Below are 24,203 nucleotides of genomic sequence, written 5' to 3'. Positions count from 1 at the left end.
GCTTAGCGCTTGACCAGAATCATTTCCGTGCCTTGCCGGGTCATCTGAAAATGCGCCAGCAGGTTGTTGCCCAGCAGCACATAGGGCATGGACTGGGAGGCGACGATGGCTTCCAGCCCGCGCACCTCCACATCACCCACACGCACGCTGTCCAATATCAGCTTCCAGCCCTGGGCCGTGCCGTTGGCGGTGCGCATCATGACCGGTGTGCCTTGCAGATAGGGCAGGCCCATGCGCTCGGCATCGGCCCGGCCTATGGCCACGGTGCTGGCACCGGTGTCCACCATATATTGCATGCTCTTGCCGTTGATCTGGCCGCGATCGATGAAGTGACCTCTGGCATCGGCCATGAGCACGATACGAGAGCCAGAGACGCCATTGCCGCGGCTGCCCACGCTGACGGGGGCCTCGCCCAGGCGTATGGTCTGGCGCTGGCCTTTGATCTCGACCACGACCGAGTCTGCCCCCACCTGCAGCACGCGCACGCCCTGGTGACTGTCATTGCTGGCCACGGCCTTGGGTACGCCGCCATCAATGACCAGCAAGGCCTTGCTGCCCAGCACGCCTGTCAGGGCCACGGACTGGGCCCAGCCCGCGCCGGCGGCGGTCAGGGATAGGGCCGAAACAGCCCAAATACCGAGCTTGCGGGCGAAGGCGTGCATGGGGTGAGGGCCTGAGGCTTAGTCGCGGAAGTTGTTGAACGACAGAGGGTGGTCGGCCAAGTCCTTGCGGATCAGCGCCATGGCCGCCTGCAGGTCGTCGCGCTTGGCGCCGGTAATGCGCACCTTGTCTTCCTGAATGGCGGCCTGCACCTTGAGCTTGCTTTCCTTCATCAGCTTTTGCAGCTGCTTGGCCAGATCGGATTCAATGCCGTTCTTGACCTTGATGACTTGCTTGACCTTGTCGCCGCCAATCTTCTGGGCCTTCTGGATGTCCAGGAAGCGCACGTCCACATTGCGCTTGGTCAGCTTGTTGCGCAGCAGTTCTTCCACTTGCTGCAGCTGGAACTCGGCATCGCCATACATGGTGATTTCCTTGTCCTTGAGTTCCACAGCAGCCGAAGTGCCCTTGAAGTCAAAACGGGTGCCAATTTCCTTGGTGGCGTTATCGACGGCGTTCTTGACTTCGACGAAATCGGCTTCGCACACGGTGTCAAAAGAAGGCATGAGACTTTTCCTATCTATCAGTTCAGAGACAAGCCGCAGTGCGCTCGGCGGGGATGGGGGAGTGTTCCCAGCAGCAGCACAGGCGCAGTGCGACAATTGCATGGATGTTAGTCGAGAAAAATGTTCCCCTGCAGCATTGCAACACCTTTGGCATTGCTGCGCGTGCTGAAACGCTGGTGCGCATCCGAAGCGAAGAGGATGTGCGCCAGTTCCTGGTCGATCCGCTCTGGGGTCGCCAGCCCGTGTTCGTGCTGGGCGGCGGCAGCAACGTGGTGTTGACGGGCGACGTGGCTCCCGTGGTGCTCAAGATGGAAATCATGGGCATGCGCTTGCTGCGTGAGACCGACAGACACTGGGTGGTGGAGATTGGTGCCGGCGAGAGCTGGCACAACATGGTGGCCTGGACGCTGGCTCAGGGCTATACGGGGCTGGAGAACATGGCGCTGATTCCCGGCACCGTGGGTGCGGCGCCGGTGCAGAACATCGGTGCCTATGGCATGGAGCTGCAGGATCGTTTCGATTCCCTGGATGCGGTGGATCTGGCTACGGGCGAGAGCTTCAGCCTCAATGCAGCCCAATGTGCATTTGGTTATCGTGACTCGGTGTTCAAGCATGCGCCTGCCCAGCCCAAGTACTGGCCGGTGGCCAGTGCCAGCGCCATTCCGCGGGGCCTCGGTCTCAAGGGGCGCGCCGTCATCACCCGTGTGCGCCTGGTCTTGCCCAAGGACTGGCAAGCCGATCTGGGCTATCTTGATCTGCAGCGCAAGCAGGCTGAAAAAGGCATAGAGAACCCCACGGCGCAGCAGATTTTTGACTGGGTCTGCGAAATCCGCCGCGCCAAGCTGCCCGATCCCGAGGTGATAGGCAATGCCGGCAGCTTCTTCAAGAACCCCACGGTGACGCCCGAGCAGTGTGCGGACATCATTGCGCGCGAGCCCAAGATCGTCCACTACCCCATGGATGATGGCTCCATCAAGCTCGCGGCTGGTTGGCTGATCGACGCCTGCGGCTGGAAGGGCAAGACCCTGGGGCGCGCCGGCGTTTACGACCGGCAAGCCCTGGTGCTGGTCAATCGGGGTGATCGCCACAGTGTCGATGCCAGCGTGACCGGCGGCGAGGTGATGACGCTGGCCGGTGCGATTCAAACCAGTGTGTATGAACGCTTTGGTATCCGCCTGGAGCCGGAACCGGTAGTGATCTGATATGGGAAAAAGGGCCGGAAGCGAATGCTCCCGGCCCTTTTTGGGTAAAGGATGGCGCTTATTTCCAGAAAGGCGGGCGCAGCATCATGGCGGTGACGCGGTAGGGTGCTTTGGCTTCCACGGCCAACTCCAGCGGCGCGTAGCCCTTGGCGCAGTCCAGCAGAACGCCTGTGGCCAGCGGGTTGCCGCTTTGCATGCGGGCCACGGTCTTGCAGCTGCCCATGCCGGTGTGCAGAGATGCCAGTGCTTTTTGCACGGCGTCCATGGGCGATTGCTTGAGGAATTCCTCGGTGAAATTGTTGGCTGCCAGTTTGCTCTTGCCGTCGGCGGCCGCAACAATCGCTTGCAAGCGCTTGAGCAGTGCGGCGCTGGCTGCGGCTGCATCCACGTTGGAAGGGGCGGGCGCTGCTGGCTCCTGTGCCGCAGCAGCGGCAGGGGCTGGAGTGGCTGCGCCTTCTTGTGCATGAGCGGTCGCGGTAAAGCCTGCGGCCACCATCAAAGCGGTGGTCAGAAGTGCCGAGCCTGTCTTTTGCATGTTCATCTGTTGAACCTTTCGTCAAACAACGGAACCACTTTAAACGCTGAAGCTGACATTTTTGCAAGACTCGCTTTTGTTTGTGTTGCCATATGCAAGATGTCTGGCTTCGTGGAATGCACCTGCGCCGCACTCAAGTCAGGGTTAGCGCTTGGCGCGGTGGGGCAGGGTCTGCCTAAAATCTGTTGCAGTGCAAAAGAGATGGACCATGCCCACAACAGAGGAGGAGCTTGCGATGCAAGAGCAACACCAGGGCGCAGCCCCACAAAGCGCACAACGCGTTATCAAGAAATATCCCAATCGCCGTCTGTATGACACGGACACCTCGTCTTACATTACCCTGGCCGAAGTCAAGCAACTGGTCATGGATCGCGAGCAGGTGGTGATCAAAGATGCCAAAACGGGCGAGGATCTGACCCGCTCCATCCTGCTGCAGATCATTCTCGAGGAAGAGGCCGGCGGAACGCCCATGTTCTCCGAAGCCATGCTGGCCAACATCATTCGCTTCTACGGCCATACCATGCAGGGCTATATGGGCACGTATATCGAAAAGAACGTGCAGCTTTTTACGGATTTTCAGAACAAGCTGTCCGAGCAGTCTCACAGTGCCTCGCCCGAGGCCTGGAAGCAGTTCATGGGCATGCAGCCGCCCATGATGCAGAACATGATGAGCAGCTATATGGAGCAGTCGCAAAGCATGCTCTCCCAGATGCAGGAGCAAATGCAAAAGCAGACCGAGCAAATGCTGGGTGTGCTGGGTCTCAAACGTTGAGAGCAGTTTTTGTTTCAATCAGGCGGACTTTCGGGTCCGCTTTTTTTATGGCTGTGCCTCGTCTGCCCTTAGTCCTGTTTGACGATGCAAACAGTTTTACCGAATCCAACAATGGTTTCGCACTTCTGCCGTCCGGCACGCATCACCCGATGGCGGGTGACGGCGGGCGAGGCAGGGTCTGGGAGAAACCTGGATCTGGTGGTTTTGAAATGGCGACATAACAAGGAGGAGACAGATGACAGGACGGGTTCAGAACAAGGTGGCGTTGGTGACGGGCGGTGCCAGTGGCGTGGGTCTGGAAGTGGTCAAGCTGCTGCTGGCCGAAGGTGCCAAAGTGGCATTTAGCGATATCAACGAGGCAGCAGGCCAGCAACTGGCCGCCGAACTGGGCGAGCGCGCCATGTTTGTGCGCCATGACGTGAGCAGCGAAGAGGACTGGACTGGCGTGATCGCCGCCGTGCAGCAGCGCTTTGGTGTGCTCAATGTGCTGGTGAATAACGCTGGCATCTTGCTGGCAGGCGACATGGAAAGCGGTCGCCTGGCCGATTTCCGCCGGCTGCTGCAGATCAACACCGAATCCGTGTTCATAGGCTGCCAGCAAGGCATGGCGGCTATGAAGGAAAAAGGCGGCTCCATTATTAACATGGCTTCGGTGTCATCCTGGCTGCCGGTGGAGCAATACGCAGGCTATAGCGCCAGCAAGGCGGCGGTGGCAGCGCTCACGCGCGCCGCAGCGCTCAACTGCCGCAAGCAAGGCTATGCCATCCGTGTGAACTCCATTCACCCCGATGGCATCTACACCCCCATGATGCAAGCCTCTTTGCCCAAGGGCGTGAGCAAGGAGATGGTATTGCACGATGCGGCGCACAACCGCGGCGGCCGGGCCTATATGCCAGAGCGCCTTGCCCAGCTGGTGCTGTTTCTGGCATCGGATGAATCCAGCGTGATCAGCGGCAGCGAGCTGCGTGCAGACAATTCCATTTTGGGCATGGGTCTTTAACGGCTGTCGTCACGCCTTGGCAAGCCACAAGCCCCATCGGTCAAGCCGGTGGGGCTTTTTTCAGCCTTGTCTTTGGCCTGAGGTAAGCGCTCGGAGCAGGTGCTGTCGAGGGTACAAAGCCGCGTTGGCACATGGTTTGCATGGGCGGCAGTAAAATATAGGGTTAATGTCGGCTCGCTGGCCATGGATGGGCCGGTACGCGAATTCATATGGGTCTCATGTGGATGGTGCGGACTGAGCCTCACTCTGAATGAATACCCCGATGACCAGCGAACAAAACATTTCTGCACAAGCGGCCCCCAAGGTCGGCTTTGTGTCCCTGGGTTGCCCCAAGGCCTTGACCGATTCCGAGTTGATCCTGACCCAGCTCAGCGCCGAGGGTTACCAGACCTCCAAGACCTTTGAAGGTGCGGATCTGGTCATCGTCAACACCTGTGGCTTCATCGACGATGCCGTCAGGGAAAGCCTGGACACCATTGGCGAGGCACTGGCAGCCAATGGCAAGGTGATCGTGACCGGTTGCCTGGGCGCCAAGGCCGGCAAGGATGGCGGCAATATGGTTGCCGAAGTGCACCCCAGCGTGCTGGCCGTGACCGGCCCTCATGCCACGCAAGAGGTGATGGATGCCGTGCATGCCCACCTGCCCAAGCCACATGACCCGTTTGTAGACCTGATCCCCGGCGCCTTTGGCGAGGCCGGCATCAAGCTCACGCCCAAGCACTATGCGTATCTGAAAATTTCGGAAGGTTGCAACCACCGCTGCACCTTCTGCATCATCCCTTCCATGCGCGGCGATCTGGTCTCGCGCCCGATTGGCGATGTGATCAAGGAAGCCAAGGCGCTGTTTGAAGGCGGCGTCAAGGAGCTGCTGGTCATCAGCCAGGATACTTCTGCCTATGGCGTGGACGTGAAGTACCGCACCGGTTTCTGGGATGGCAAGCCCGTCAAGACCCGCATGCTGGAGCTGACCGAAGAGCTGGGCAAGCTGGCTGCGCAACACGGCGCCTGGGTGCGTCTGCACTATGTCTACCCCTATCCCACGGTGGACAACATCCTGCCGCTGATGGCCGAGGGCAAAATCCTGCCGTATCTGGACGTGCCGCTGCAGCACAGCCATCCTGATGTCCTCAAGCGCATGAAGCGTCCCGCATCCGGCGAGAAGAACCTGGATCGCATCCGCGAATGGCGCAAGGTCTGCCCCGAGCTGGTGATTCGTTCCACCTTCATCGCCGGTTTCCCCGGCGAGACCGAAGAAGAATTCGAGCATCTGCTGAACTTCATCCGTGAAGCCGAAATCGACCGCGCCGGCTGCTTTGCCTATAGCCCCGTGGAAGGCGCCACCGCCAATGAGCTGCCCGGCATGCTGCCCGAAGAAGTGCGTGAGGCCCGCCGCGCCCGCTTCATGCAAGTGGCCGAGGAAGTTTCCACCCAGCGCCTGCAGCGCCGCGTGGGCCAGGTCATGAAGGTGTTGGTCGACAAGTCCATCAGCATGGGCAAAAAAGGCGGTATCGCCCGCACCTATGCCGATGCGCCTGAGATCGATGGCGTGGTACACCTGCTGCCGCCAGAAAAAGCCAGCAAGACCTACAAGGTCGGTGATCTGATCACCGTGCGCATCGTGCGTACGCAAGGCCACGATCTGGTGGGTCAACCCATCTGATCTTGCAGGCGGCTTGCCGCCTGTTGCTTTTGATGGCAAGACGGCCGGTATAAAGTGAGCTGCTTGCGCTGGATGTGTTTGAATTTCAGAGGGTTTTGCCTTTGAACTTCATACAAATCAAGCGCTAGTAGCTCATTTTTTATTTGCAGATGCAGCAGTCGGCGTGACTTGCAAACCTTGGCGAACTGCCGCTCTTTGCTGAGCGCCCATAAAAAAAGCTTCCTGATGACAGGAAGCTTTTTTGCATGCGAAGCAGTCACGAGGACTGCAGCCGCATTACACGCGCTTGCGGTATTCGCCGGTGCGGGTGTCGATTTCGATCTTGTCTTCCTGGGCCACGAACAGGGGCACAGCGACTTCAAAACCGGTAGCGATCTTGGCGGGCTTGAGCACCTTGCCGGAAGTGTCGCCCTTCACAGCTGGCTCGGTCCAGGTGATTTCGCGCACGATGGTGGTGGGCAGTTCGCAGGAGATGGCCTTGCCGTCATAGAACACGACTTCAGCAGTCATGCCGTCTTCCAGGTAGTTCAGAGCGTCAGCCATGTTTTCGGCTTCGACTTCGTACTGGTTGAACTCTTCATCCATCCACACATACATGGGGTCGGCGAAGTAGGAGTAGGTGCACTCCTTCTTTTCCAGAATCACGTTGTCGATCTTGTCGTCGGCCTTGAACACGTTTTCTGTGCCGAAGTTGCCGATCAGGCTCTTGAGCTTCATGCGCACGGTGGCAGCGCCACGGCCGCCACGGGCGTATTCGGTCTTCAGAACGATCATGGGGTTCTTGTCGAACATGATCACGTTGCCGGCGCGGATTTCTTGAGCGATTTTCATGGCTTGCTTATGACAGGTTGGAGCCGCTCTACACGGCAGGCAAGCTGTTCGCAATGGTTGCAAGGAGCAACGGTCAAAGATGCGGCGGCGGGGCCTGCCGCGTGGTCCGCGGCGGGGTGCGCTCCCAAGAGCTGGATCGCCTGCTGGCGAAACTCTCAAAGAGGCAAAACGTAGATTTTATCTTTTTTCGGCACTAAAGGCTTGAATCTGTGCAATCAAGTCGCTTTGTGTGGCCAAACTTTCTCTAGCTGCCTGCACGCAGGCTTGCCATTCACGCAGCATTTCGGGCGTGAGCAAAGGCAATGTTTGCGGCGAGGTCATATCGTTCCAGGCGTGATGAAACGCCCGCAGGCTGGGCGGAGCCTTCAGCCAGTCGAGGAAGGCATCGAGCTTGTCGTGATGGGCGTTGTCGTGCTGGGGGTAGATGTGCCAGATCATGGGCTGGCCCGCCCACAGCGCGCGTACCAGCGAATCCTCGCCGCGCACCAGGTTCAGATCGCAGGCCCAGAGCATCTCATCAAACTGCGGCTGCGGGCAGGGCTGCAGATAGCGGGGCTTGAGTGGCTCGGCCTGCGGCAAAGCCTGCACGGCAGCCGCAGCGCGGCCCGGAGTGACCAGCAATTGAGGGCTGAGCGCCGAGGCGGAGCCAAGCTGATCCAGCAACTGGGGCAGGGCCGCCGGTTCATAGCAAAACAGCGAAACAGCGCAGTCATGGCCTTGAACACCATGGGCTGCGCGCCACTGGCTGCGCCGGGCGGCAAAGTCTTTCTGGCGCGTACCCAGGTTTTGCTCGCGCACTACGGAGCCGGTGGCGGGCGTGAAGCCCGGGTAGAAGAACCAGCGCGTCAGGCCCGCAGCGGGGCCGGACATGATGCGCGAGGGCAGGCAATGGCAGCGCTTCACATAGTCTTCGGCCGACAGGTATTCCAGATTGATCCAGACGGGGGGCTTGCTGCCGGTGCGGGGCTTGGCATGGCTTTGTGCGATGGCCTCAAGCATCACCGGCGGTATTTCGCAGCCAAAGGCCTCGATCACCACATCGCCGATGTCCGCGGGAATCTGTTCGCGCAGCGTGGGCCAGCCATGCACGCTCAAGCCCTGGGGGTAGGGCTGGGGCGCCATCCATTGCAGGGCCGAGGCATCGTCCATCCACAGGCGCACGCTCTGGCCGCGCTGCACCAGTTCGGCGGCCGTGCGCCAGCACACGCCCACGTCGCCGAAGTTGTCTATCACCTGGCAAAAAATATCCCAGGTCAGGCGCGGATGTTGATGCGTCGCCGTGGTGGCGGTGAGAGGTAAAAAGTCCAGCATAGATTCAAAGAGTTGGTGCGTCTTGTGGCAGGCACAGATGCTCTACCAGCAATTGGGCCACGGGCGAGAGCGCATCTTGCGAGCGCAGGCACAGCATGAGTTGGCGCTCGGCCCAGGGCTCATCGAGCACGATGCAGCGCAGCGGCAGCGTGCCGGTATAGAGGCGGGCACTGCCTTCGGGCAGGATGCCTATGCCCAGGCCGGAGGCGACCATCAGGCACAGCGCGTCATAGCCCGTCACTTTCATGCGAAGGCGTGGCTGCAGGCCCTGATCTGCGGCCGCGCGGGTGATCAAATGGTTGAGGGCGCTGTCTGCGTGCATGCCTATCAGGTCATGTTCTATCACCTGGGCCAGGCGCAAACGGCGCTTGCGCGCCAGTGCATGAGCCAGCGGCACCACCACGGTCAGCCGGTCGCGTCGATACGGCCTGAGGCGGATTTTGCTGCCGTAGCTGCCGTTGTTGAGCAGGCCGATATCGGCCTCGTTGTCTTCCACGGCGCGGGCAATGTCGGTGCTCACGCGCTCTTGCAGGCGTACATCGACCAGCGGGTACTGGCTCAAAAAACTTTGCAGCTGAGCGGGCAGAAACTGGGTGATGCTGGAGATATTGGCCATCACCCGCACATGGCCGCGCAGGCCTTTGCCGCCGTCCTGCGCATAGTCCTTCATCTGCAGCGCAATTCCATCCATCTCGTTGAGCACGCCGCGCGCCATGTTCAAGAGTGCAAAAGCCGCGGCCGTGGGGCTGCTGCCCCGGTTGCTGCGGGTGAACAGCTCCACCTGCAACTGGGCCTCCAGCTCGGCCAGGCGGCGGCTGGCCGCCGATGGGGCAATGTGTTCGCGTGCGGCGGCGCGGGCGATGGCGTTTTCTTCCATCACGGCGACAAACAGGCGCAGGCTGATCGGGTCCAGTTTCATGTGCCCGTCATTATCCCAGCTATGCCCAAATGCGATGGCAGCTTCGCGTATCAGCGCTTTGCCGATTCTTTAGCCCCGTGCACCATGCGGCAAAACGGTTTCCGGACTTCCGCCGGCAATCAAGCGCAGACCAAATACAGAGAGACAAGGATGAACGCAAGCTACATCAAGGATCCCGCCACGCAGACGGCCACGGCGCGCGCCCTGGAGGGCGTGAAAGTGGTGGAAATGGGACAGCTGATTGCTGGCCCGTTTTGCGGCAAGACACTGGGGGAGTTCGGCGCCGACGTGGTCAAGATCGAAGCCCCTGGCGCGGGCGACCCGCTGCGCAACTGGCGTCTGATCAAGGAAGGCACTTCCGTCTGGTGGCAGGTGCAGTCGCGCAACAAGCGCTCCGTAGCACTGGATCTGCGTCAGAAGGAAGCGCAGGACGTGGCCCGGCGCCTGATTGCCGAAGCCGATGTGCTGGTGGAGAACTTTCGCCCCGGTACGCTGGAAGGCTGGGGCATGTCGCCCCAGGAACTGCATGCCATCAACCCCGGCTTGGTGATTCTGCGCATCTCCGGTTACGGCCAGACCGGCCCTTACCGCGATCTGCCCGGCTTTGGCGTGATCGGCGAGGCCATGGGCGGCTTGCGCCACTTGACGGCCGAGCCCGGCCGCGTGCCCGTGCGGGTCGGAGTGTCGATCGGCGACACGTTGGCGGCGTTGCATGGCGTCATCGGCGTGATGATGGCCTTGTACCACCGAAAGGTGCAGGGCGGAGCTGGCCAGGTGATTGATGTGGCTTTGCATGAAGCCGTCTTCAACGTGATGGAAAGCCTGCTGCCCGAGTACAGCGCTTTTGGTGCGGTGCGCGAAGCCGCCGGCAGCGCGCTGCCGGGCATTGCGCCGTCGAACGCCTACGCCTGCCAGGACGGCTGGGTGCTGGTGGCCGGCAATGGCGATTCCATCTTCAAGCGGCTGATGACGGCGATTGGTCGCCAGGATCTGGCGGAGGCCCCCGATCTGGCTGATAACGCAGGCCGCGTCAAGCGCGTGGTCGAGATCGATGCCGCCATTGGCGACTGGGCCAAGGTGCGCAGCGTGCAGGCCGTGATGGATGAGCTGGGCCGGGCCCGCGTGCCCGCAGGCAAGGTGTACACGGCCAAGGACATTGCTGAAGACCCGCACTACCGTGCCCGCGACATGATTTTGAATCAGCGCACCCGCGATGGTTTTGAGGTGGAGGTGCCGGGCATCGTGCCCAAGCTCTCGCTCACGCCCGGTACCGTGCGCAGCAGCGCTCCGCATGTGGGTGACGATACCGATGCCGTGCTGGCCGAAGTGGGCCTGACGGCCGAGCAGATCGCCCAGCTGCGTGCCAGGGGAATCATCCAATGAACGGCCCCAATGTATGGCATGGCGCGGGCCGCCGCATCTTCATGAACGAAGTCGGCATGCGCGATGGCTTGCAGATGGAGCAGGCGTTTGTGCCCACCGAGGACAAGATCGCCCTGGTCAATGCCCTGTCTCAAGCAGGCTTGTCCAAGATCGAAGTCACGGCTTTTGTCTCGCCCAAAGCCATTCCTGCGCTGCGCGATGGGGAAATTGTGATGCGCGAGATAGCGCGCCGCCCTGGCACCGTCTATACGGCGCTGGTGCCCAATGTGCGCGGCGCCGAGCGGGCGATTGAGGCCCACACCGATGAGCTGAACCTGGTGATGTCGGTTAGCGAGACCCACAATTTGTGCAATCTGCGCATGCAGCGCAGCCAGTCGTTTGAGGCGCTCAAGCAAGTCATTGCCACGGCGCAGCAGGCGACCACGCCCGTCAATGTGTCGCTGTCCTGCTGCTTTGGCTGCCCCATGGAGGGCGATGTGCCGCAGGTCGAGGTGCTGGCCTGGGTGCAGCGCTTTGCCGATCTGGGCGTGCAGGGCATCACCCTGTGCGACACCACGGGCATGGCCTACCCAAGCCAGGTGCATGAGATGGTCAAGGCCTTCAAGTCGCGCTGGTCGGCGCTGGGCCTCACGCTGCACTTTCACAATACCCGCGGCATGGCGCTGGCCAATGTGCTGGCGTCCATTGATGCAGGAGCGGATCGTTTTGATGCCTCGATGGGCGGGCTGGGCGGCTGCCCTTATGCGCCCGGTGCGTCTGGCAATGCCTGCACGGAGGAAATCGTGCATGCCCTGCAGCTCATGGGCTATGACAGCGGCGTGGACCTGGCCCGGGTGCTGAGCGCAGCGCGCGCCTTGCCGGCCTTGATCGGGCATGAGACGCCCAGCCAGATCGTCAAGGCCGGTACGTGCTGGGATCTGCACCAACCGCCCGCCGACTTTGCCGAGATTAAGCAAAGAGCCCTGGCCAAAGCCTGAGGCACGCTTTTAAGAAAACCCATGACTGCGTTCCTCGGGGGAGGAGTGCAGTCATCTGCCCCACCACAACCAGGAGACAAAATGAACATTCAACGTCAACGCATGCATCTGCTGCTGGCCGCAAGCGCGGCCGCTTTCGGTCTGACCGGCGGCCAGGCCATGGCTCAAGGCAGTTATCCCAACAAGACCATCACCATGATTGTTCCCGCGGCGGCGGGCGGCACGACGGATCTGGCCGGCCGCATGGCGGCCCAGGCTCTGGCGCCGGTGCTGGGTCAATCCGTGGTGGTGGACAACAAAGGTGGCGGCAACGGCGCGATTGCCGCCAATCTGGCCAAGCGGGCCGATGCCGATGGCTACACCTTGCTGATGCAGTACTCGGGCTTTCATGTGATTTCTCCCCACCTGGCCAAGACCAAGAGCTGGGAGCAGTCGGACTTTGCGCCGGTGGGCAATGTGCTCAGCGCACCGCAAATCATCGTGGTGCGCGCCGAGCTGCCGGTCAAGAATCTGGCCGAGCTGATCGCCTATGCCAAGGCGCATCCGGGCAAGCTCAATTACGCTTCATCCGGCAATGGCTCGCTGCAGCATGTGACGGGCGCCATGCTGGAGCAGCAGGCCGGTGTGAAGATGGTGCACGTTCCCTACAAGGGCACGGGGCCTGCGCTGCAGGATTTGCTGGGCGGTCAGGTGGATCTGACCTTTGGCACGGCGCCGCCCTTCATGCCCCATGTGCAAAACGGCAGATTGCGCGTGCTGGCGGTGACGGGCAAGCAACGCCTGCCCAGTCTGCCCACCGTGCCCACCACGGCCGAAGCCGGCTATGCCGGTGTGAATGCCACTTCCTGGTTTGCCGTGTTTGCCCCCAAGGCCACGCCCCAGCCGGTGCTTGACAAGCTGACAGCCGATTTGAAGAAGGTGGTGGAAGATCCTGCCTTCAAGAAAAAAGCTGAAGAGCAGGGCGCGACGGCCGATTATCTGAACCCGCAGCAGCTGGGCAGCATGGTCAAGACCGAGTACGCAAGCTGGGCGCAGGTGGTGAAGTCCTCCAAGATTGAAGCCGAGTAAGGCTATCTCTGCGCCAAACAAGCGCTGCAAGCCAAGGTCTGGACCCGTTCCAGGCCTTTTTTGTATCAAAACTACTTGTAGCCCTTTGGGTGTAGGCGCATGCAGCTACTAAATACATAGTGATTGACGGTCTGTGTGCTGCACGCAGGAGGCCTGTGCTCGGCTCTCGCGTCAAAGCGCATGAAAATAGCTGCTATGTCTTCAACGCATTCCGATGAACTGCTGGCCCTGGTGGCAGCGCTGCCACCGCTACCGGGCGTGTACCGCTATTTCGATGCGGCCGATGTGCTGCTCTATGTGGGCAAGGCCATCAATCTCAAGCGCCGTGTCTCCAGCTATTTTCAGAAAGACCATGGCGGCACCCGCATAGGCCATATGGTCAGCAAGATCGTTCGGTTGGAAACCACGGTGGTGCGCTCCGAGGCCGAGGCCTTGCTGCTGGAAAACAACCTCATCAAGACGCTGCACCCCAAGTACAACATCTTGTTTCGGGACGATAAAAGCTATCCCTACCTCAAGATCACCGGCGTGGCCCAGCGCGACGGCAAGCAGGGCGAGGCGGCGTTCCAGGAATTTCCGCGCATGGCCTATTACCGCGGTGCCGTGGATAAGAAGCACCGCTACTTTGGTCCTTACCCCAGCGCCTGGGCCGTCAAGGAAAGCATGCAGCTGCTGCAAAAAGTGTTTCGCCTGCGCACCTGCGAAGACACGGTGTTTGCCAACCGATCACGCCCCTGTCTGCTCTATCAGATCAAGCGCTGTACCGGGCCTTGCGTCGATCTGATTTCGCCCGAGGCCTATGCGCTGGATGTGCGCAATGCCGAAGCCATGCTGCGCGGCGAAACCAAGGAGCTGATGCAGCAGCTCGAAGCACGCATGATGGAACATGCCGAAAAAATGGAGTACGAGCTGGCGGCCGAAGTGCGCAACCAGATCACTGCGCTGTCGCGCGTCTTGCACCAGCAGGCGATAGAGACGGTCGATGACAAGGACGTGGACATTCTGGCCGTCAAGGTGCAGGGCGGTCGCGCCTGTGTGAACCTGGCCATGGTGCGCGGCGGTCGCCACCTGGGCGACAGACCGTATTTTCCGGCCAATCTGGGTGAGGCTGCGGCCGTCTATTTCAGCGAGCAGGAGATTGATGCCGCAGCCCAGGCCCGGCCGATGGAAGAGCTGGTGCTCGATGCCTTTATTGCCCAGCACTATGTGGATGTGGTCGTGCCGCCCACGCTGGTCGTCAGCCATCCGGTGGATAAAAAACTCATCGAGCTGCTGATTGAACAAACCGGCGTGCGTATCACCGTGGTGCAGCAGCCGCGCGAGCAGCGCCGCATCTGGCTGGAAATGGCGCAAACCAATGCAGATATTCAGATGGCCCGTCTGCTGGCCGAGGAAGGCTCGCAGCAGGCGCGCACGCGTGCACTGGCTCAGGCGCTGGATCTGCCGGTGGACAATCTCGATGAGCTGACCATTGAGTGTTTCGATATCTCCCACACCAGTGGCGAGAACACCAAGGCCTCCTGCGTGGTGTTCCATCACCACAAAATGCAAAGCAGCGAGTACCGTCGCTTCAATATCGAGGGCATTACCGGCGGCGACGACTATGCGGCCATGCGCCAGGTGCTGACGCGGCGCTACAAGCCCGTGGCCGATGCCCAGCGTGAAGCCGGCGGTGTGGAGCTGACCGGCAAACAGCCGCATCTGCCCGATCTTGTGCTGGTCGATGGCGGCAAAGGCCAGGTCAGCATGGCGCGCGAGGTGTTTACCGAACTGGGGCTGGATCTGTCTCGCATCGTGGGTGTGGAAAAAGGTGAGGGCCGCAAGGTGGGGCTGGAAGAGCTGGTGTTTGCCGATGGGCGCGAGAAGGTCTACCTGGGTCACGACTCCGCAGCGCTGATGCTGGTGGCCCAGATTCGCGATGAGGCCCACCGCTTTGCCATTACCGGCATGCGCGCAGCGCGTGCCAAGGTGCGGGTGGGTGGCGGGCAACTGGAAGAGATTCCTGGCGTCGGTCCCAAGAAGCGAGCCCGCTTGCTGCAGCGCTTTGGCGGCGTGCGCGGTGTGGCGGAGGCCAGCGTGGATGAGCTGATGACGGTGGAAGGTATTTCGGCGGCGCTGGCCGACGATATCTATCGTGCTTTGCACTGAGTGTTTTATGAATGCGCAGGCGCGACGTCATTTTTAAATCAGCCAGGCTGCAGTGCGTCATGCCACAATGACGCCCATGTTGATGACCATCCCTACCTTGATGACTTGCACGCGGATTGTGGCGATTCCGCTCATCGTCGGGGTGTTTTATTTGCCGCTGGAACAGGGCACTCGCAACCTCATCGCCACCGTGATGTTCATGGTGTTTGCCGCCACCGATTGGCTGGACGGCTATCTGGCCCGTAAGCTCAATCAGACTTCGGCCTTCGGCGCCTTTCTGGACCCGGTTGCCGACAAGTTTCTGGTTTGCGCCGCGCTGCTGGTGCTGGTGCATCTGCAGCGCACAGACGTTTTTGTGGCCCTCATCATCATCGGCCGCGAGATCGCTATCTCGGCCTTGCGTGAATGGATGGCCCACATCGGTGCCGGCAAGAGCGTGGCCGTGCACATGCTTGGCAAGCTCAAGACCATGTCGCAGATGGTGGCCATCCCGTTTTTGCTTTATGACGGCGTGCTGTTCGGTCGCGTGGATACCGGTGTCTGGGGTCAGGTGCTGATCTGGGTTTCCGCCGTGCTCACGGTCTGGTCCATGATCTACTACCTGCAAAAAGCGCTGCCTGAAATTCGGGCGCGTATCTCGCAGTGATGCGGTCTGGGGTCGAAATGCTCAAAGCGCTTGTACATCAAGCGCTTTTTTTGCCATGTCGATGCCTGATTGCGTCTCGCGCATGCCTGCACGATGCGGGTGCTTTGCCCAGCTGAAAGATCCGTTGTCTGCCTGCCAGGCCTTGTCAATCCAGGATGTCGCCGAAGTGAAATCAGAAAAAACCTGCGCGCAAGGCAAAATCGCCCGGAAAACCGCATAGAATCTAGCTCAGTCACTGTGAAGCGCAGCGCGGATAGGCATGAAGATGTCAATTTCGGGTCACCCAAAGCAGAGCAATTTCTAGGTGCGAAGTCGCAGCAAATACGCTAGATTTCTCATCCGCCGTTTGAACTGAAATGTTCGACGAAGAACTTGCCGCCACAGAGGCATTTCATTCACGTATTTCTCGAGAGGCATCTTGTGAATAAAACCGAATTGATTGAACACATCGCTAACAACGCCGATATTTCCAAGGCTGCCGCAGCGCGTGCATTGGATTCCACAATCGACGCAGTGAAGAAAACACTGAAAAAAGGTGGTACAGTATCACTCGTTGGTTTTGGCACATTTGCTGTTGGCAAGCGTGCAGCTCGTACCGGTCGCAATCCCCGCACTGGCGAGAGCATCAAGATCAAGGCTGCGAAAGTACCAAAATTCCGTCCGGGCAAGGCATTGAAAGACGCTTTGAACTGACACAAAGTTTCAGGTTGGGTCCTTAGCTCAGTTGGTAGAGCGGCTCCTTTACACGGAGTAGGTCGGCGGTTCGAGACCGTCAGGACCCACCAAAGAAAATAAAAAAAGCACTTGAATGATTTCAAGTGCTTTTTTTATTTTTGCTTCATCGAGCAAGTCCTTGCTTTCACGCAAGGCGCCGGCAATGAGGCTCCGCAGAAAATCTGCTGACCCTGCCAGCCACATTTTCTGCGGGCATGTGCTATCTCCTGGCAGCATTTGAAGAGCGCGCAGGTAGAATGCCCAGCTTAGCCTAACCCTGTGGTGGAGGTTGGATGGTGTTTTCTGTAGTGCCCTGATGTGATGTCTAGTGCCATCTGTAGAGACCCGGTCTGTGGCGTTTTCCGGGTTGTTCCACTGGCTTCACCACTGAATTCAAGGCGAACGAAAGTTCGCCTTTGTTTTTGCTGCCGCAGAAAGATAGACCATGTTCGAATCCATCCGCAAGCATTCCAAGTTCGTAATGATCTTGTTGTTCTTGCTGATCATTCCCTCTTTCATTTTTGTCGGGGTCGACCAGAGCTATTTCACCGAATCGAGCCAGGCTGTGGCACGGGTGGATGGCCATGAGATTACCCAGCAAGATTGGGATAACGCACACCGAATCGAAAGCGATCGACTGCGCGCGCAAAATCCTTCCATGGATGCCAAGCTGCTTGATTCGCCCGAAGCGCGCTACGCCACATTGGAAAAGTTGGTGCGTGATCGTGTGTTGCAAGCGGCGGTGACCAAGCAGCATCTGGCGACGACAGATGCCGAGCTTGTGCGCACCTTGCAGGAAATTCCTGCCATCGCTGGACTCAAGAAACCGGATGGCACGCTGGATGCAGAAGCCTACAAGGCTTTGCTTGGCGCGCAAGGCATGACGCCCGAAGGCTTTGAAGCCAATCTGCGCCAGGAGCTGGCACTCAATCGAGTGCTTGGCGGTGTCTCGGGTACTGCGTTTGCCACCGATTCCCAACTCAAGCAAGCCATGGATGCGCTATATCAGCGCCGTGATGTTCAGGTGGCGCGTTTTGATGCCGCGGCATTTGCGAGCAAGGTTCAGGTCAGCGAGGCTGATCTCAAGGCTTACTACGATGCCCATACCAGCCAGTTTCAGCAAGCCGAAGAGGCTTCGGTTGAATATGTGCAGCTGGATTTGGCCTCCGTGCAAGCTGGCATCACTTTGAGCGAAGACGATCTGCGCACCTATTACAAGGAAAATGCGCAGCGCATGGCCGGGCCTGAAGAGCGCCGTGCCAGCCATATCTTGATCAATGCTGCCAAGGATGCCCCTGCTGGAGAGCGCGAAAAAGCCAAGGCCAAGGCCGAAGAGTTGCTGGCCAAGCTGCGTGCCAATCCAAAGAGCTTTGCCGAGTTGGCCAAGGCCAACTCGCAAGATCCAGGCTCTGCTGCCAACGGCGGTGACCTCGGTTACTTTGGCCGAGGTGCCATGGTCAAGCCTTTTGAAGAGGCCGTCTACGGCATGAAGCAAGGTGAGATCAGCGATGTGATCGAGTCGGATTTCGGCTACCACATCATCGAGCTGACCGGCATCAAGGCACCCAAGGTCGCTTCGTTCGAGGAAATGCGTCCCAAGCTGGAAGCTGAACTCAAGCAGCAGCAGGCGCAGCGCAAGTTTGCTGAAATCGCCGACGCTTTCTCCAATGCGGTGTACGAGCAATCCGATAGCCTGCAGCCAGTGGCTGACAAGTTCAAGCTGACGATTCAAAAGGCTGACCATGTGACGCGCAAGCCTGCCGTCGGTGCTCAAGGCCCGCTGAGCAATGCGCGTTTCCTGGAGGCTTTGTTCTCTACAGACTCGCTGGAAAACAAGCGCAACACGGATGCAGTGGAGCTGGGTTCCAACTCCTTGGTGGCTGGCCGCGTGGTCAAGTACTCGGCTGCACGCACTTTGCCCATGGCTGAAGTGACCGACAAGCTCAAGCAATTGTTTGTGGCGCAAAAGGCTGCCGAGCTGGCCAAGGAAGAGGGCAAGGCCAAGCTGGCTGAATGGAGGACAAAGCCCGAGTCGGCCCAGCTGGCAGCCGCTGTGGTTGTGGGTCGCGATCAGCCTCAGAATCTGCCGCGTGAAGTGCTGGATGCCGCACTGCGTGCACCCACCAATGCCTTGCCTGCATGGGAAGGTGTTGACCTGGGTAGTGATGGTTATGCGGTAGTCAAGGTCAATCGTATTGTCGAACGCCCGACGGCCGAGCCTCAGCTGCTGGAGCAGCAGAAAGCGCAGTTCTCGCAGTGGTCTTCCATGGCGGAGGTAATGGCCTACTACGAATTCCTGAAGAAGGAATTCAAGGTGCAGATCAAGGCGCCTCGCCCTTGATTGCGTGAAGAGAAAATAAGGCCAGTTTTTGATTTCCGGCCTTTTTTCTGAAGTACAATAGATGCTTCTACGGTGGCTGTAGCTCAGTTGGTAGAGTCCAGGATTGTGATTCCTGTTGTCGTGGGTTCGAGCCCCATCAGCCACCCCAAATTTAAAGTGCCCCATGAAAATGAGGCGCTTTTATTTTTCAAGTTGGTGCTTCAAGCGTTGATTTGAAAAATGTAGAGAATGACGAAAATTGTTCCTTGCTTTTCAAGAAGGTAAATTTTCTGAAGTAGAATAGACGCTTCTACGGTGGCTGTAGCTCAGTTGGTAGAGTCCAGGATTGTGATTCCTGTTGTCGTGGGTTCGAGCCCCATCAGCCACCCCAGTTTTATAAAAAGCCTGACTTTTAGCGAAGTCAGGCTTTTTTGTTTTTGATTCAGATTTGTCGATTGGATTCTTGATTCATGCAATGCAGCCATTGCTGCAATCCGACGTTGATCTTCAGTGCCAGCTTAGGTGCTGGAAAAACAATGTGGGGCAGAATGGTCATGGCCTGTAGGCTTGCGCTTGCAAGGCAATATGGCATGACCTTGTGTTGTTGCAATGGCAATGCAGACTCTGGCCGAGTATCGAAGCTTGTTTTCTGATTGCGGGCTGGCTATTTTCTTGCGGCACGGTTACCAGCACTTGTTCAATAACGCGCTTGCTTACCTCATTCTGTTCGCGTGCTGCGAACATGGTGTTCAAAGGAGGTCGTGTATGCGTCTTGATTTCCCTGCATCACCTGATGCGCCGAATATCCCACCAGTTCCCAGTCCTGATCAGCCTGACACTCCAGCCAAGCCAACGAGGCCTATTCCTATTGATCCGCCGCTGAGCACGCCGCCAATCAAGCTGCCGCCGGAGCCTGCACAGCCGGTAAGCTAAAGAGGTGAAGAATGTCGTTTGGTGGCAAAGCTGCACGCACGGATAGGCGAAAACGGCAAGCTGAGCATTGTGAAGAGCGTTATGAAAGTGGCCGGTGCTCGCAACTGTCTGGATCGTGATCAACAGGAGATGCTGCATTGAATTGCATCGATACATCTGGGTTTGATGTGATGTTCAGACGGACAAAAGGCCTTGGATTTTTCAATCCAAGGCCTTGTCGTTTGCTCGGAGCGGCGGGATTCGAACTCATTACCCTCTGCTCCCAAAGCAGTTATTATTAAAATTAACTAGCACTCAGATGTTTTGGTGGGGACGATAAAATACAAATAACTTGTTTAAATACAACATCTTAAATTTCCGTGTTTGTGCGCAATAGTCCACAATTGTCTGCGTGGTGCCAAAATTTTGTTTACCCCTTTGTTTACCCCTCAGGGCTAACGCATGACGAGATACCCTAGAGCAGGCGAAGGCCAGCGCTGGACAATTCGGGAGTTGCTAGCTATCCCAGAGACATGGAAAGGTGATACCTTGAGCGATGGCGGCGGACTGTCTGGTGAGGTTCGCATCAGCAAAGAGGGGAAGGCCTCTGTACGCTTCAAATATGCGTATCGCTCTCAAGGCAAGGTCTGTTGGCACCAATGCGGAACATGGCCCGCCAATGATCTTGCCGAGGTTCGCCGCAACCGAGACATCGCTAAACAGCAAGTCGCAGAAGGCTTGAATCCAACTGCAGTCAAGGAGTCCGAAAAGCTGGAGAAGCAAAGGCTCATAGCGCAATCGCTGGCCCAGGCCGAACAGGAGCGCAGCGAACGCTATACCGTCGATGATCTATTTGAGACTTGGCTGAAGCAAGGAGTCAACCGCGCCGATGGGAATAAAGAGCTAGCTCGCAACTACACCGAATACATCAAACCAAGTCTAGGAACTCTTGAACTTCGCGGCCTTACAGAAGCTCATATTAGAGAGCTATTACAGCCTGTGGTTGCCGCTGGAACTGTGCGCAAGGCACAAGTCATGCTCCAGTGCATCAAGCAATCTTTGAAATGGGGTGAGAAACGCAAACCTTGGCGAGCGCTATTGCTGGAAGGAAACCCCGCAGATCTCGTCTCTGAAGATAGCATCACCCCGCCCGATCATCGAGACGAGCGCAGCCGAGTATTGAGTGCCGAAGAAATTTTCGAATTAAGCCAACTGCTGCAACATGGTACGCAGTCTTATGAGTCAGCTAAGGAGGGTGAAAAGCTCAATCATCCGCGCCCCCTAAAGCAGGAAACGCAGATTGCTATTTGGATTGCGCTTGGCACTCTATGCCGAATTGGGGAGCTTTTGATGACACGCTGGGAGGATGTCGATTTAGAGGCCAACACCTGGTTGATTCTTGCGGAGAACGTGAAGGGACAGAGAAAAAAGAGACAAGCTCAGCTTGTCCACCTTTCGCCCTTTGTTACCAAACAGTTCCAGCTACTTTATCAGCGCACAGGACACACAGAGTGGTGTTTTCCTGCTTTGAACAGTTCTGCAGCGAGTCAGCGTGGACATGTTTGCATCAAGTCCTTTTCAAAACAAATTGGTGATCGCCAATCCATGTTTATGGATCGCAAGCCCTTGAAAGGTCGACGGCATGACAACACGCTTGTGCTTTCCAAAGGACGCAGTGGCAACTGGACATTTCACGACTTACGTCGTACAGGTGCAACGATGATGCAGGGTATGGGCATCAAGTTAGACACCATCGATCGTTGCCAAAACCATGTATTGGAGGGCTCCAAGGTGCGCCGCCATTACCTGCATCACGAGTACACGGAAGAGAAGGCTGAAGCCTGGCTCAAGCTGGGGACAAGAATTGAAGATATTCTGGCCACTGGTAAATGAGCAGCCATCAAAAAAACACTCTGCTGGGCTGCTGCCGGTTTCGTCGACACCAGCCTAAGCTTCTCGAGCTTCCTCGAACTCTATCGGACTGATGTACCCAAGCGTCGAGTGCCGACGCGTCGGGTTGTAGAACCGCTCGATGTAATCGAACACATCTGACCTCGCTTGCTTGCGCGAGCGGTAGATCTTGCGAGCCGTGCGCTCCGTTTTCAGGCTACTGAAGAAGCTTTCCATTGCCGAGTTGTCCCAGAATTCGCCAGCACGGCTCAGCGAATCCTGAGATCATTTTTAGCCCATAAAAAAGCAGCCTGCCGATGGCAGGCTGCGATTGTGAGGTTCCTCGACTACATGCCGAGCTTTTCGACCATGCCGGCGATCACCGAAGCTTTCCAGCGGGCAGATTTTCCGATTTTGATGGGCTTGGGCAAGAGGCCTGCACGGATGGCTGCATAGACTGCAGAGCGGCTGAGCTGCAAAATTTCTTGGACGTCTTTCACTTTGAGCAAACGGTCATTCACCAGAGAGTCGTTGTTATTCATAGAGCACCTTATCAAGGAAATTTCTTCTTGCCGAACCACTTAGGCTTGGCTGAATCAGCAACTTTTTGCTGCCTTGAGAAAGCATTATTCGTAGATTTCTTCAAAAAAATCACGAAGGTGGAGCGCAAGCACAAATTTCTGCATTTCTGGCTCATAAGCAGGCTAATGTGCTGTTTTATGTGGATTTTGGGGAATGAAGCGTACCTGGGGGAGCGAGAGGGTGTTCAGAATTTTGCGCAAACGGCTCATAGCCCGCAGACTTCGGTATACAAAACCGTAAGCACCGTGGCATCCGTAAAACACGATATTCCCGAAGAGTTGCTCAGCGCCTTGCTGGCTGATTACATAAAGCCCGAAGACCTCATCTGTAAGAACGGCCTGCTCAAGCAATTGACAAGGCCGTGGTTGAGAAATCCTTACAGGGCGAACACTCTGCCCATCATGGGTCATGAACGCCATGAGACCATCACCAACGGCGCTTGCAGCAGCCACAATGTCTAGACACAGAAGGGTGAGTTTGGTGAGTTGCAGCAAGCCCGTGGCGCAGTGTTTTTAGCGCCATGTCACGCGTTGGCCGCTTCATTGTGAGCTAAGTTGTTGACGGACTAAGTCGATGACTACCGTGACCGATAGGTCGACGTGCAACCAGCAGTTACCGATGCAAAGTCGAAGCAGGTTCTTGGGGGCTGCTTCAGGCTGAATGCCGTCATCCCGTTTTGCTGGGCCGATGACCGGAACCAACTTTACCGGTCATTGGGATTTTCTCAGCCCGAGTGACCGCTGCGCTGCCAAGTCCGGTCATTAAGCAGATCTCTCGCACAGAGCGATAAAAGTCATAGCTTCACGCAGATCAGATACAGCTCTCACGGATTGCGAGCTGGCGATGCCGACTCAGAGCAGAATATAGTTGCAGAAAGTGACGCTCTGCTTTGGGCAACGCTCTAGGCATGGAGCATGCTTAAGAGCGTCAATTTCAGATATCGGCGTCACGGGTTACAGTGCTTTTTGGCGAAATCGCTAGTCATGTACCCAGCGCCTGCGACATGCAATCCTCTTTTAATTGAGCAATTAGCTCGTGAGCTTTTGGCCAGGCGCCATAACCTGATGCAGGGTTGAGGTGTCCGACATTCCCAAGGTCGACTACGCGTGCGCCCCAATCACTGGCCATCTTGTTCACGCTGTCAAAGCTGGCGAGTGGATCATTTCGGCTCACTGTGAATCGACCAGAGTTTTCTAGACAGCTTGCAGGCCATGTCCAAACTTCTGAAGGTGTATCAGTTTAGTGACTGCTCTGTGAACATAAGCAGTCATTGGCATTTCCAAGTTAAACGACTGTAATCATCAGCCTGAAGCAGCCTCCAGGCATCAACTTCGGCTTTGCAGCGGTTACTGCTGCTCATGGCAACATCGTGACCTATTGGTCACAACTACATAGCGGTCATCGGTCTACCCAAACGGGATGACGGCAACCAGCCTGAAACAACCCTTCGCACACATGGCTGTGAGCTTGAGGACTGATGGGCACTCACATTGGGGTGCGAAGACTGGGTTAGCCAATTTCTTGTTTACCCCTTGGCCCCAGAAAGACTAAAGGACTTAGCCGATTTCTCAGCTAAGTCCTTGAATCATATGGTCGGAGCGGCGGGATTCGAACTCGCGACCCTCTGCTCCCAAAGCAGATGCGCTACCAGGCTGCGCTACGCTCCGTAGCCTCTATTGTAATCGTAAAAAACGACTCGATTTTGAAATCGCCGACTTTTTCATGAAAGGGCTTAGCGTGAGCCGCCCGAAGGACCTGGGCCGCGGTTGGCCAAATGACGGAAAGTGATACGGCCCTTGGTCAGATCGTAGGGCGACATCTCCAGCGACACTTTGTCGCCCGCCAGAATGCGGATGTGGTGCTTGCGCATCTTGCCGCCGGTGTAGGCGATCAGCTGATGACCATTTTCCAGGGTCACGCGAAAGCGGGAGTCGGGCAAGACTTCCGTCACGGAACCTTGCATTTCAATCAATTCTTCTTTGGCCATGATTTCAATCTCTTGGATAAATCGGTTGAGGCACTTGTTCGTTAGGGCCACGGTCAAAGGTCTGGCTCGCAAGATGCCAAGCCCACAAGGCGCGTGGTGGATGTGCTGCGCGCCACGCGCAGACTGAACAAAAAGCCGTTATTTCTCAATACAGGGACGCAGACTTAGCGTACACCTAAA

Annotated in this window: 22 protein-coding genes, 4 tRNA genes and 2 pseudogenes; 16 read left to right on the top strand and 12 right to left on the bottom strand. The window is 57.7% G+C overall.

What is annotated here, in order from left to right; genetic code table 11:
• Nucleotides 1-2 precede the first annotated feature (2 nt).
• Together EAO39_RS15515 and EAO39_RS15510 are read right to left on the bottom strand one after the other, a co-directional pair.
• The gene (locus EAO39_RS15515) at nucleotides 3-662 is read right to left on the bottom strand and encodes a retropepsin-like aspartic protease (protein WP_120968986.1); all 660 of its coding nucleotides are present in this window, start codon (nucleotides 660-662) and stop codon (nucleotides 3-5) included.
• Nucleotides 663-680: 18 nt separating this feature from the next.
• A complete protein-coding gene (locus tag EAO39_RS15510; protein ID WP_120968983.1) occupies nucleotides 681-1,166 on the bottom strand; it encodes a YajQ family cyclic di-GMP-binding protein in 486 nt (161 codons plus the stop codon).
• A 104-nt stretch (nucleotides 1,167-1,270) separates the two neighbouring features.
• Here EAO39_RS15510 and murB point away from each other — a divergent pair, with 104 nt between their 5' ends.
• Complete coding sequence (gene murB, locus EAO39_RS15505; RefSeq protein ID WP_120968980.1) at nucleotides 1,271-2,368, top strand: UDP-N-acetylmuramate dehydrogenase; 1,098 nt, start codon at nucleotides 1,271-1,273, stop codon at nucleotides 2,366-2,368.
• Between the two features lie 58 nt (nucleotides 2,369-2,426).
• Here the strand turns inward: murB and EAO39_RS15500 are convergent, their stop codons facing one another.
• A complete protein-coding gene (locus EAO39_RS15500; protein ID WP_240467028.1) occupies nucleotides 2,427-2,903 on the bottom strand; it encodes a hypothetical protein in 477 nt (158 codons plus the stop codon).
• A gap of 235 nt (nucleotides 2,904-3,138) precedes the next feature.
• Between EAO39_RS15500 and phaR the strand changes: the two genes are divergently transcribed.
• Entirely contained in the window at nucleotides 3,139-3,675 is a 537-nt protein-coding gene (gene phaR / locus EAO39_RS15495; RefSeq protein WP_120968974.1) for a polyhydroxyalkanoate synthesis repressor PhaR, read from the top strand.
• Between the two features lie 235 nt (nucleotides 3,676-3,910).
• Nucleotides 3,911-4,675 carry an SDR family oxidoreductase gene (locus EAO39_RS15490; protein WP_120968971.1) on the top strand — a complete coding sequence of 255 codons (765 nt, stop codon included), beginning with the start codon at nucleotides 3,911-3,913 and terminating at the stop codon, nucleotides 4,673-4,675.
• On the opposite strand, the gene EAO39_RS22700 is transcribed toward EAO39_RS15490, so the two are convergent.
• Complete coding sequence (locus EAO39_RS22700; protein ID WP_162989589.1) at nucleotides 4,672-4,884, bottom strand: hypothetical protein; 213 nt, start codon at nucleotides 4,882-4,884, stop codon at nucleotides 4,672-4,674. The genes EAO39_RS15490 and EAO39_RS22700 overlap by 4 nt on opposite strands.
• Nucleotides 4,885-4,937: 53 nt before the next feature.
• On the opposite strand from EAO39_RS22700, the gene rimO reads away from it, so the two are divergent.
• On the top strand, nucleotides 4,938-6,335 hold the full coding sequence (gene rimO, locus EAO39_RS15485) for a 30S ribosomal protein S12 methylthiotransferase RimO (RefSeq protein WP_120968968.1): 1,398 nt from the start codon (nucleotides 4,938-4,940) through the stop codon (nucleotides 6,333-6,335).
• Here rimO and EAO39_RS15480 read toward each other — a convergent pair.
• The 4 genes from EAO39_RS15480 to EAO39_RS15465 all read right to left on the bottom strand — a co-directional run bounded on the left by EAO39_RS15480 (nucleotide 6,323) and on the right by EAO39_RS15465 (nucleotide 9,396).
• The gene (locus tag EAO39_RS15480; protein ID WP_120968966.1) at nucleotides 6,323-6,595 is read right to left on the bottom strand and encodes a hypothetical protein; all 273 of its coding nucleotides are present in this window, start codon (nucleotides 6,593-6,595) and stop codon (nucleotides 6,323-6,325) included. The two genes, rimO and EAO39_RS15480, sit on opposite strands and share 13 nt — an antisense overlap.
• Nucleotides 6,596-6,611: 16 nt before the next feature.
• Entirely contained in the window at nucleotides 6,612-7,166 is a 555-nt protein-coding gene (efp, locus tag EAO39_RS15475; protein WP_120968963.1) for an elongation factor P, read from the bottom strand.
• A 177-nt stretch (nucleotides 7,167-7,343) separates the two neighbouring features.
• The gene (gene earP, locus EAO39_RS15470; RefSeq protein ID WP_120968960.1) at nucleotides 7,344-8,477 is read right to left on the bottom strand and encodes an elongation factor P maturation arginine rhamnosyltransferase EarP; all 1,134 of its coding nucleotides are present in this window, start codon (nucleotides 8,475-8,477) and stop codon (nucleotides 7,344-7,346) included.
• 4 nt (nucleotides 8,478-8,481) lie between these two features.
• Nucleotides 8,482-9,396: a LysR family transcriptional regulator gene (locus tag EAO39_RS15465; RefSeq protein WP_120968957.1), complete on the bottom strand. Its 915-nt coding sequence runs from the start codon at nucleotides 9,394-9,396 to the stop codon at nucleotides 8,482-8,484.
• A gap of 150 nt (nucleotides 9,397-9,546) precedes the next feature.
• Here EAO39_RS15465 and EAO39_RS15460 point away from each other — a divergent pair, with 150 nt between their 5' ends.
• The 11 genes from EAO39_RS15460 to EAO39_RS23015 all read left to right on the top strand — a co-directional run bounded on the left by EAO39_RS15460 (nucleotide 9,547) and on the right by EAO39_RS23015 (nucleotide 21,457).
• Entirely contained in the window at nucleotides 9,547-10,779 is a 1,233-nt protein-coding gene (locus EAO39_RS15460) for a CoA transferase (protein WP_120968954.1), read from the top strand.
• Nucleotides 10,776-11,756 (top strand): hydroxymethylglutaryl-CoA lyase, encoded by a 981-nt coding sequence (locus EAO39_RS15455; protein WP_120968951.1) that lies wholly within the window; start codon nucleotides 10,776-10,778, stop codon nucleotides 11,754-11,756. Before EAO39_RS15460 ends, EAO39_RS15455 begins: the two co-directional genes overlap by 4 nt.
• 81 nt (nucleotides 11,757-11,837) lie before the next feature.
• The gene (locus EAO39_RS15450) at nucleotides 11,838-12,824 is read left to right on the top strand and encodes a tripartite tricarboxylate transporter substrate binding protein (protein WP_120968948.1); all 987 of its coding nucleotides are present in this window, start codon (nucleotides 11,838-11,840) and stop codon (nucleotides 12,822-12,824) included.
• A gap of 195 nt (nucleotides 12,825-13,019) precedes the next feature.
• Nucleotides 13,020-14,972, top strand: a complete 1,953-nt coding sequence (gene uvrC / locus EAO39_RS15445) for an excinuclease ABC subunit UvrC (RefSeq protein WP_120968945.1) — start codon at nucleotides 13,020-13,022, stop codon at nucleotides 14,970-14,972.
• 76 nt (nucleotides 14,973-15,048) lie between these two features.
• A complete protein-coding gene (pgsA, locus tag EAO39_RS15440) occupies nucleotides 15,049-15,618 on the top strand; it encodes a CDP-diacylglycerol--glycerol-3-phosphate 3-phosphatidyltransferase (protein ID WP_120971174.1) in 570 nt (189 codons plus the stop codon).
• Between the two features lie 393 nt (nucleotides 15,619-16,011).
• Nucleotides 16,012-16,311 (top strand): HU family DNA-binding protein, encoded by a 300-nt coding sequence (locus EAO39_RS15435; protein ID WP_162989649.1) that lies wholly within the window; start codon nucleotides 16,012-16,014, stop codon nucleotides 16,309-16,311.
• Nucleotides 16,312-16,327: 16 nt separating this feature from the next.
• Nucleotides 16,328-16,403 (top strand) — tRNA-Val (locus EAO39_RS15430).
• Nucleotides 16,404-16,777: 374 nt separating this feature from the next.
• A complete protein-coding gene (locus EAO39_RS15425) occupies nucleotides 16,778-18,673 on the top strand; it encodes a SurA N-terminal domain-containing protein (RefSeq protein ID WP_120968942.1) in 1,896 nt (631 codons plus the stop codon).
• A gap of 72 nt (nucleotides 18,674-18,745) precedes the next feature.
• Nucleotides 18,746-18,821 (top strand) — tRNA-His (locus EAO39_RS15420).
• 146 nt (nucleotides 18,822-18,967) lie between these two features.
• Nucleotides 18,968-19,043, top strand: a tRNA-His gene (locus tag EAO39_RS15415).
• Nucleotides 19,044-20,026: 983 nt separating this feature from the next.
• Nucleotides 20,027-21,457, top strand: a complete 1,431-nt coding sequence (locus EAO39_RS23015) for a tyrosine-type recombinase/integrase (protein ID WP_120968936.1) — start codon at nucleotides 20,027-20,029, stop codon at nucleotides 21,455-21,457.
• Nucleotides 21,458-21,511: 54 nt separating this feature from the next.
• Here the strand turns inward: EAO39_RS23015 and EAO39_RS15400 are convergent.
• A pseudogene (locus tag EAO39_RS15400) lies at nucleotides 21,512-21,730 on the bottom strand (IS3 family transposase); the annotation flags it as partial.
• A 41-nt stretch (nucleotides 21,731-21,771) separates the two neighbouring features.
• On the opposite strand from EAO39_RS15400, the gene EAO39_RS15390 reads away from it, so the two are divergent.
• Entirely contained in the window at nucleotides 21,772-22,497 is a 726-nt protein-coding gene (locus tag EAO39_RS15390; RefSeq protein WP_240467027.1) for a hypothetical protein, read from the top strand.
• A gap of 520 nt (nucleotides 22,498-23,017) precedes the next feature.
• On the opposite strand, the pseudogene EAO39_RS15385 reads toward EAO39_RS15390, so the two are convergent.
• The 3 genes and pseudogenes from EAO39_RS15385 to infA all read right to left on the bottom strand — a co-directional run.
• Nucleotides 23,018-23,221 (bottom strand): annotated as a pseudogene (locus tag EAO39_RS15385) (alpha/beta hydrolase); the annotation flags it as partial.
• A 405-nt stretch (nucleotides 23,222-23,626) separates the two neighbouring features.
• Nucleotides 23,627-23,703, bottom strand: a tRNA-Pro gene (locus tag EAO39_RS15380).
• Nucleotides 23,704-23,768: 65 nt separating this feature from the next.
• Nucleotides 23,769-24,023 carry a translation initiation factor IF-1 gene (gene infA / locus EAO39_RS15375; protein ID WP_120968924.1) on the bottom strand — a complete coding sequence of 85 codons (255 nt, stop codon included), beginning with the start codon at nucleotides 24,021-24,023 and terminating at the stop codon, nucleotides 23,769-23,771.
• Between the last annotated feature and the right edge of the window lie 180 nt (nucleotides 24,024-24,203).

Source organism: Comamonas sp. lk (genome assembly GCF_900564145.1).
Lineage (GTDB): Bacteria > Pseudomonadota > Gammaproteobacteria > Burkholderiales > Burkholderiaceae_C > Comamonas.
The sequence above is the reverse complement of the archived record's forward strand: the minus strand, read 5'-3'. Positions and strand labels throughout refer to the sequence as shown.

Excerpts from the sequence above, each read along its gene's own strand:
- EAO39_RS15510 (WP_120968983.1), bottom strand. The coding sequence starts at position 1,166 with ATGCCTTCTTTTGACACCGTGTGCGAAGCCGATTTCGTCGAAGTCAAG.
- EAO39_RS15460 (WP_120968954.1), top strand. The coding sequence starts at position 9,547 with ATGAACGCAAGCTACATCAAGGATCCCGCCACGCAGACGGCCACGGCG.
- EAO39_RS22700 (WP_162989589.1), bottom strand. The coding sequence starts at position 4,884 with ATGAATTCGCGTACCGGCCCATCCATGGCCAGCGAGCCGACATTAACC.
- EAO39_RS15465 (WP_120968957.1), bottom strand. The coding sequence starts at position 9,396 with ATGAAACTGGACCCGATCAGCCTGCGCCTGTTTGTCGCCGTGATGGAA.
- infA (WP_120968924.1), bottom strand. The coding sequence starts at position 24,023 with ATGGCCAAAGAAGAATTGATTGAAATGCAAGGTTCCGTGACGGAAGTC.
- EAO39_RS15390 (WP_240467027.1), top strand. The coding sequence starts at position 21,772 with ATGGCAGGCTGCGATTGTGAGGTTCCTCGACTACATGCCGAGCTTTTC.
- efp (WP_120968963.1), bottom strand. The coding sequence starts at position 7,166 with ATGAAAATCGCTCAAGAAATCCGCGCCGGCAACGTGATCATGTTCGAC.
- EAO39_RS15450 (WP_120968948.1), top strand. The coding sequence starts at position 11,838 with ATGAACATTCAACGTCAACGCATGCATCTGCTGCTGGCCGCAAGCGCG.
- earP (WP_120968960.1), bottom strand. The coding sequence starts at position 8,477 with ATGCTGGACTTTTTACCTCTCACCGCCACCACGGCGACGCATCAACAT.
- EAO39_RS23015 (WP_120968936.1), top strand. The coding sequence starts at position 20,027 with ATGACGAGATACCCTAGAGCAGGCGAAGGCCAGCGCTGGACAATTCGG.
- pgsA (WP_120971174.1), top strand. The coding sequence starts at position 15,049 with ATGTTGATGACCATCCCTACCTTGATGACTTGCACGCGGATTGTGGCG.
- murB (WP_120968980.1), top strand. The coding sequence starts at position 1,271 with ATGTTAGTCGAGAAAAATGTTCCCCTGCAGCATTGCAACACCTTTGGC.
- EAO39_RS15425 (WP_120968942.1), top strand. The coding sequence starts at position 16,778 with ATGTTCGAATCCATCCGCAAGCATTCCAAGTTCGTAATGATCTTGTTG.
- uvrC (WP_120968945.1), top strand. The coding sequence starts at position 13,020 with ATGTCTTCAACGCATTCCGATGAACTGCTGGCCCTGGTGGCAGCGCTG.
- EAO39_RS15455 (WP_120968951.1), top strand. The coding sequence starts at position 10,776 with ATGAACGGCCCCAATGTATGGCATGGCGCGGGCCGCCGCATCTTCATG.
- EAO39_RS15500 (WP_240467028.1), bottom strand. The coding sequence starts at position 2,903 with ATGCAAAAGACAGGCTCGGCACTTCTGACCACCGCTTTGATGGTGGCC.
- phaR (WP_120968974.1), top strand. The coding sequence starts at position 3,139 with ATGCAAGAGCAACACCAGGGCGCAGCCCCACAAAGCGCACAACGCGTT.
- EAO39_RS15490 (WP_120968971.1), top strand. The coding sequence starts at position 3,911 with ATGACAGGACGGGTTCAGAACAAGGTGGCGTTGGTGACGGGCGGTGCC.
- rimO (WP_120968968.1), top strand. The coding sequence starts at position 4,938 with ATGACCAGCGAACAAAACATTTCTGCACAAGCGGCCCCCAAGGTCGGC.
- EAO39_RS15515 (WP_120968986.1), bottom strand. The coding sequence starts at position 662 with ATGCACGCCTTCGCCCGCAAGCTCGGTATTTGGGCTGTTTCGGCCCTA.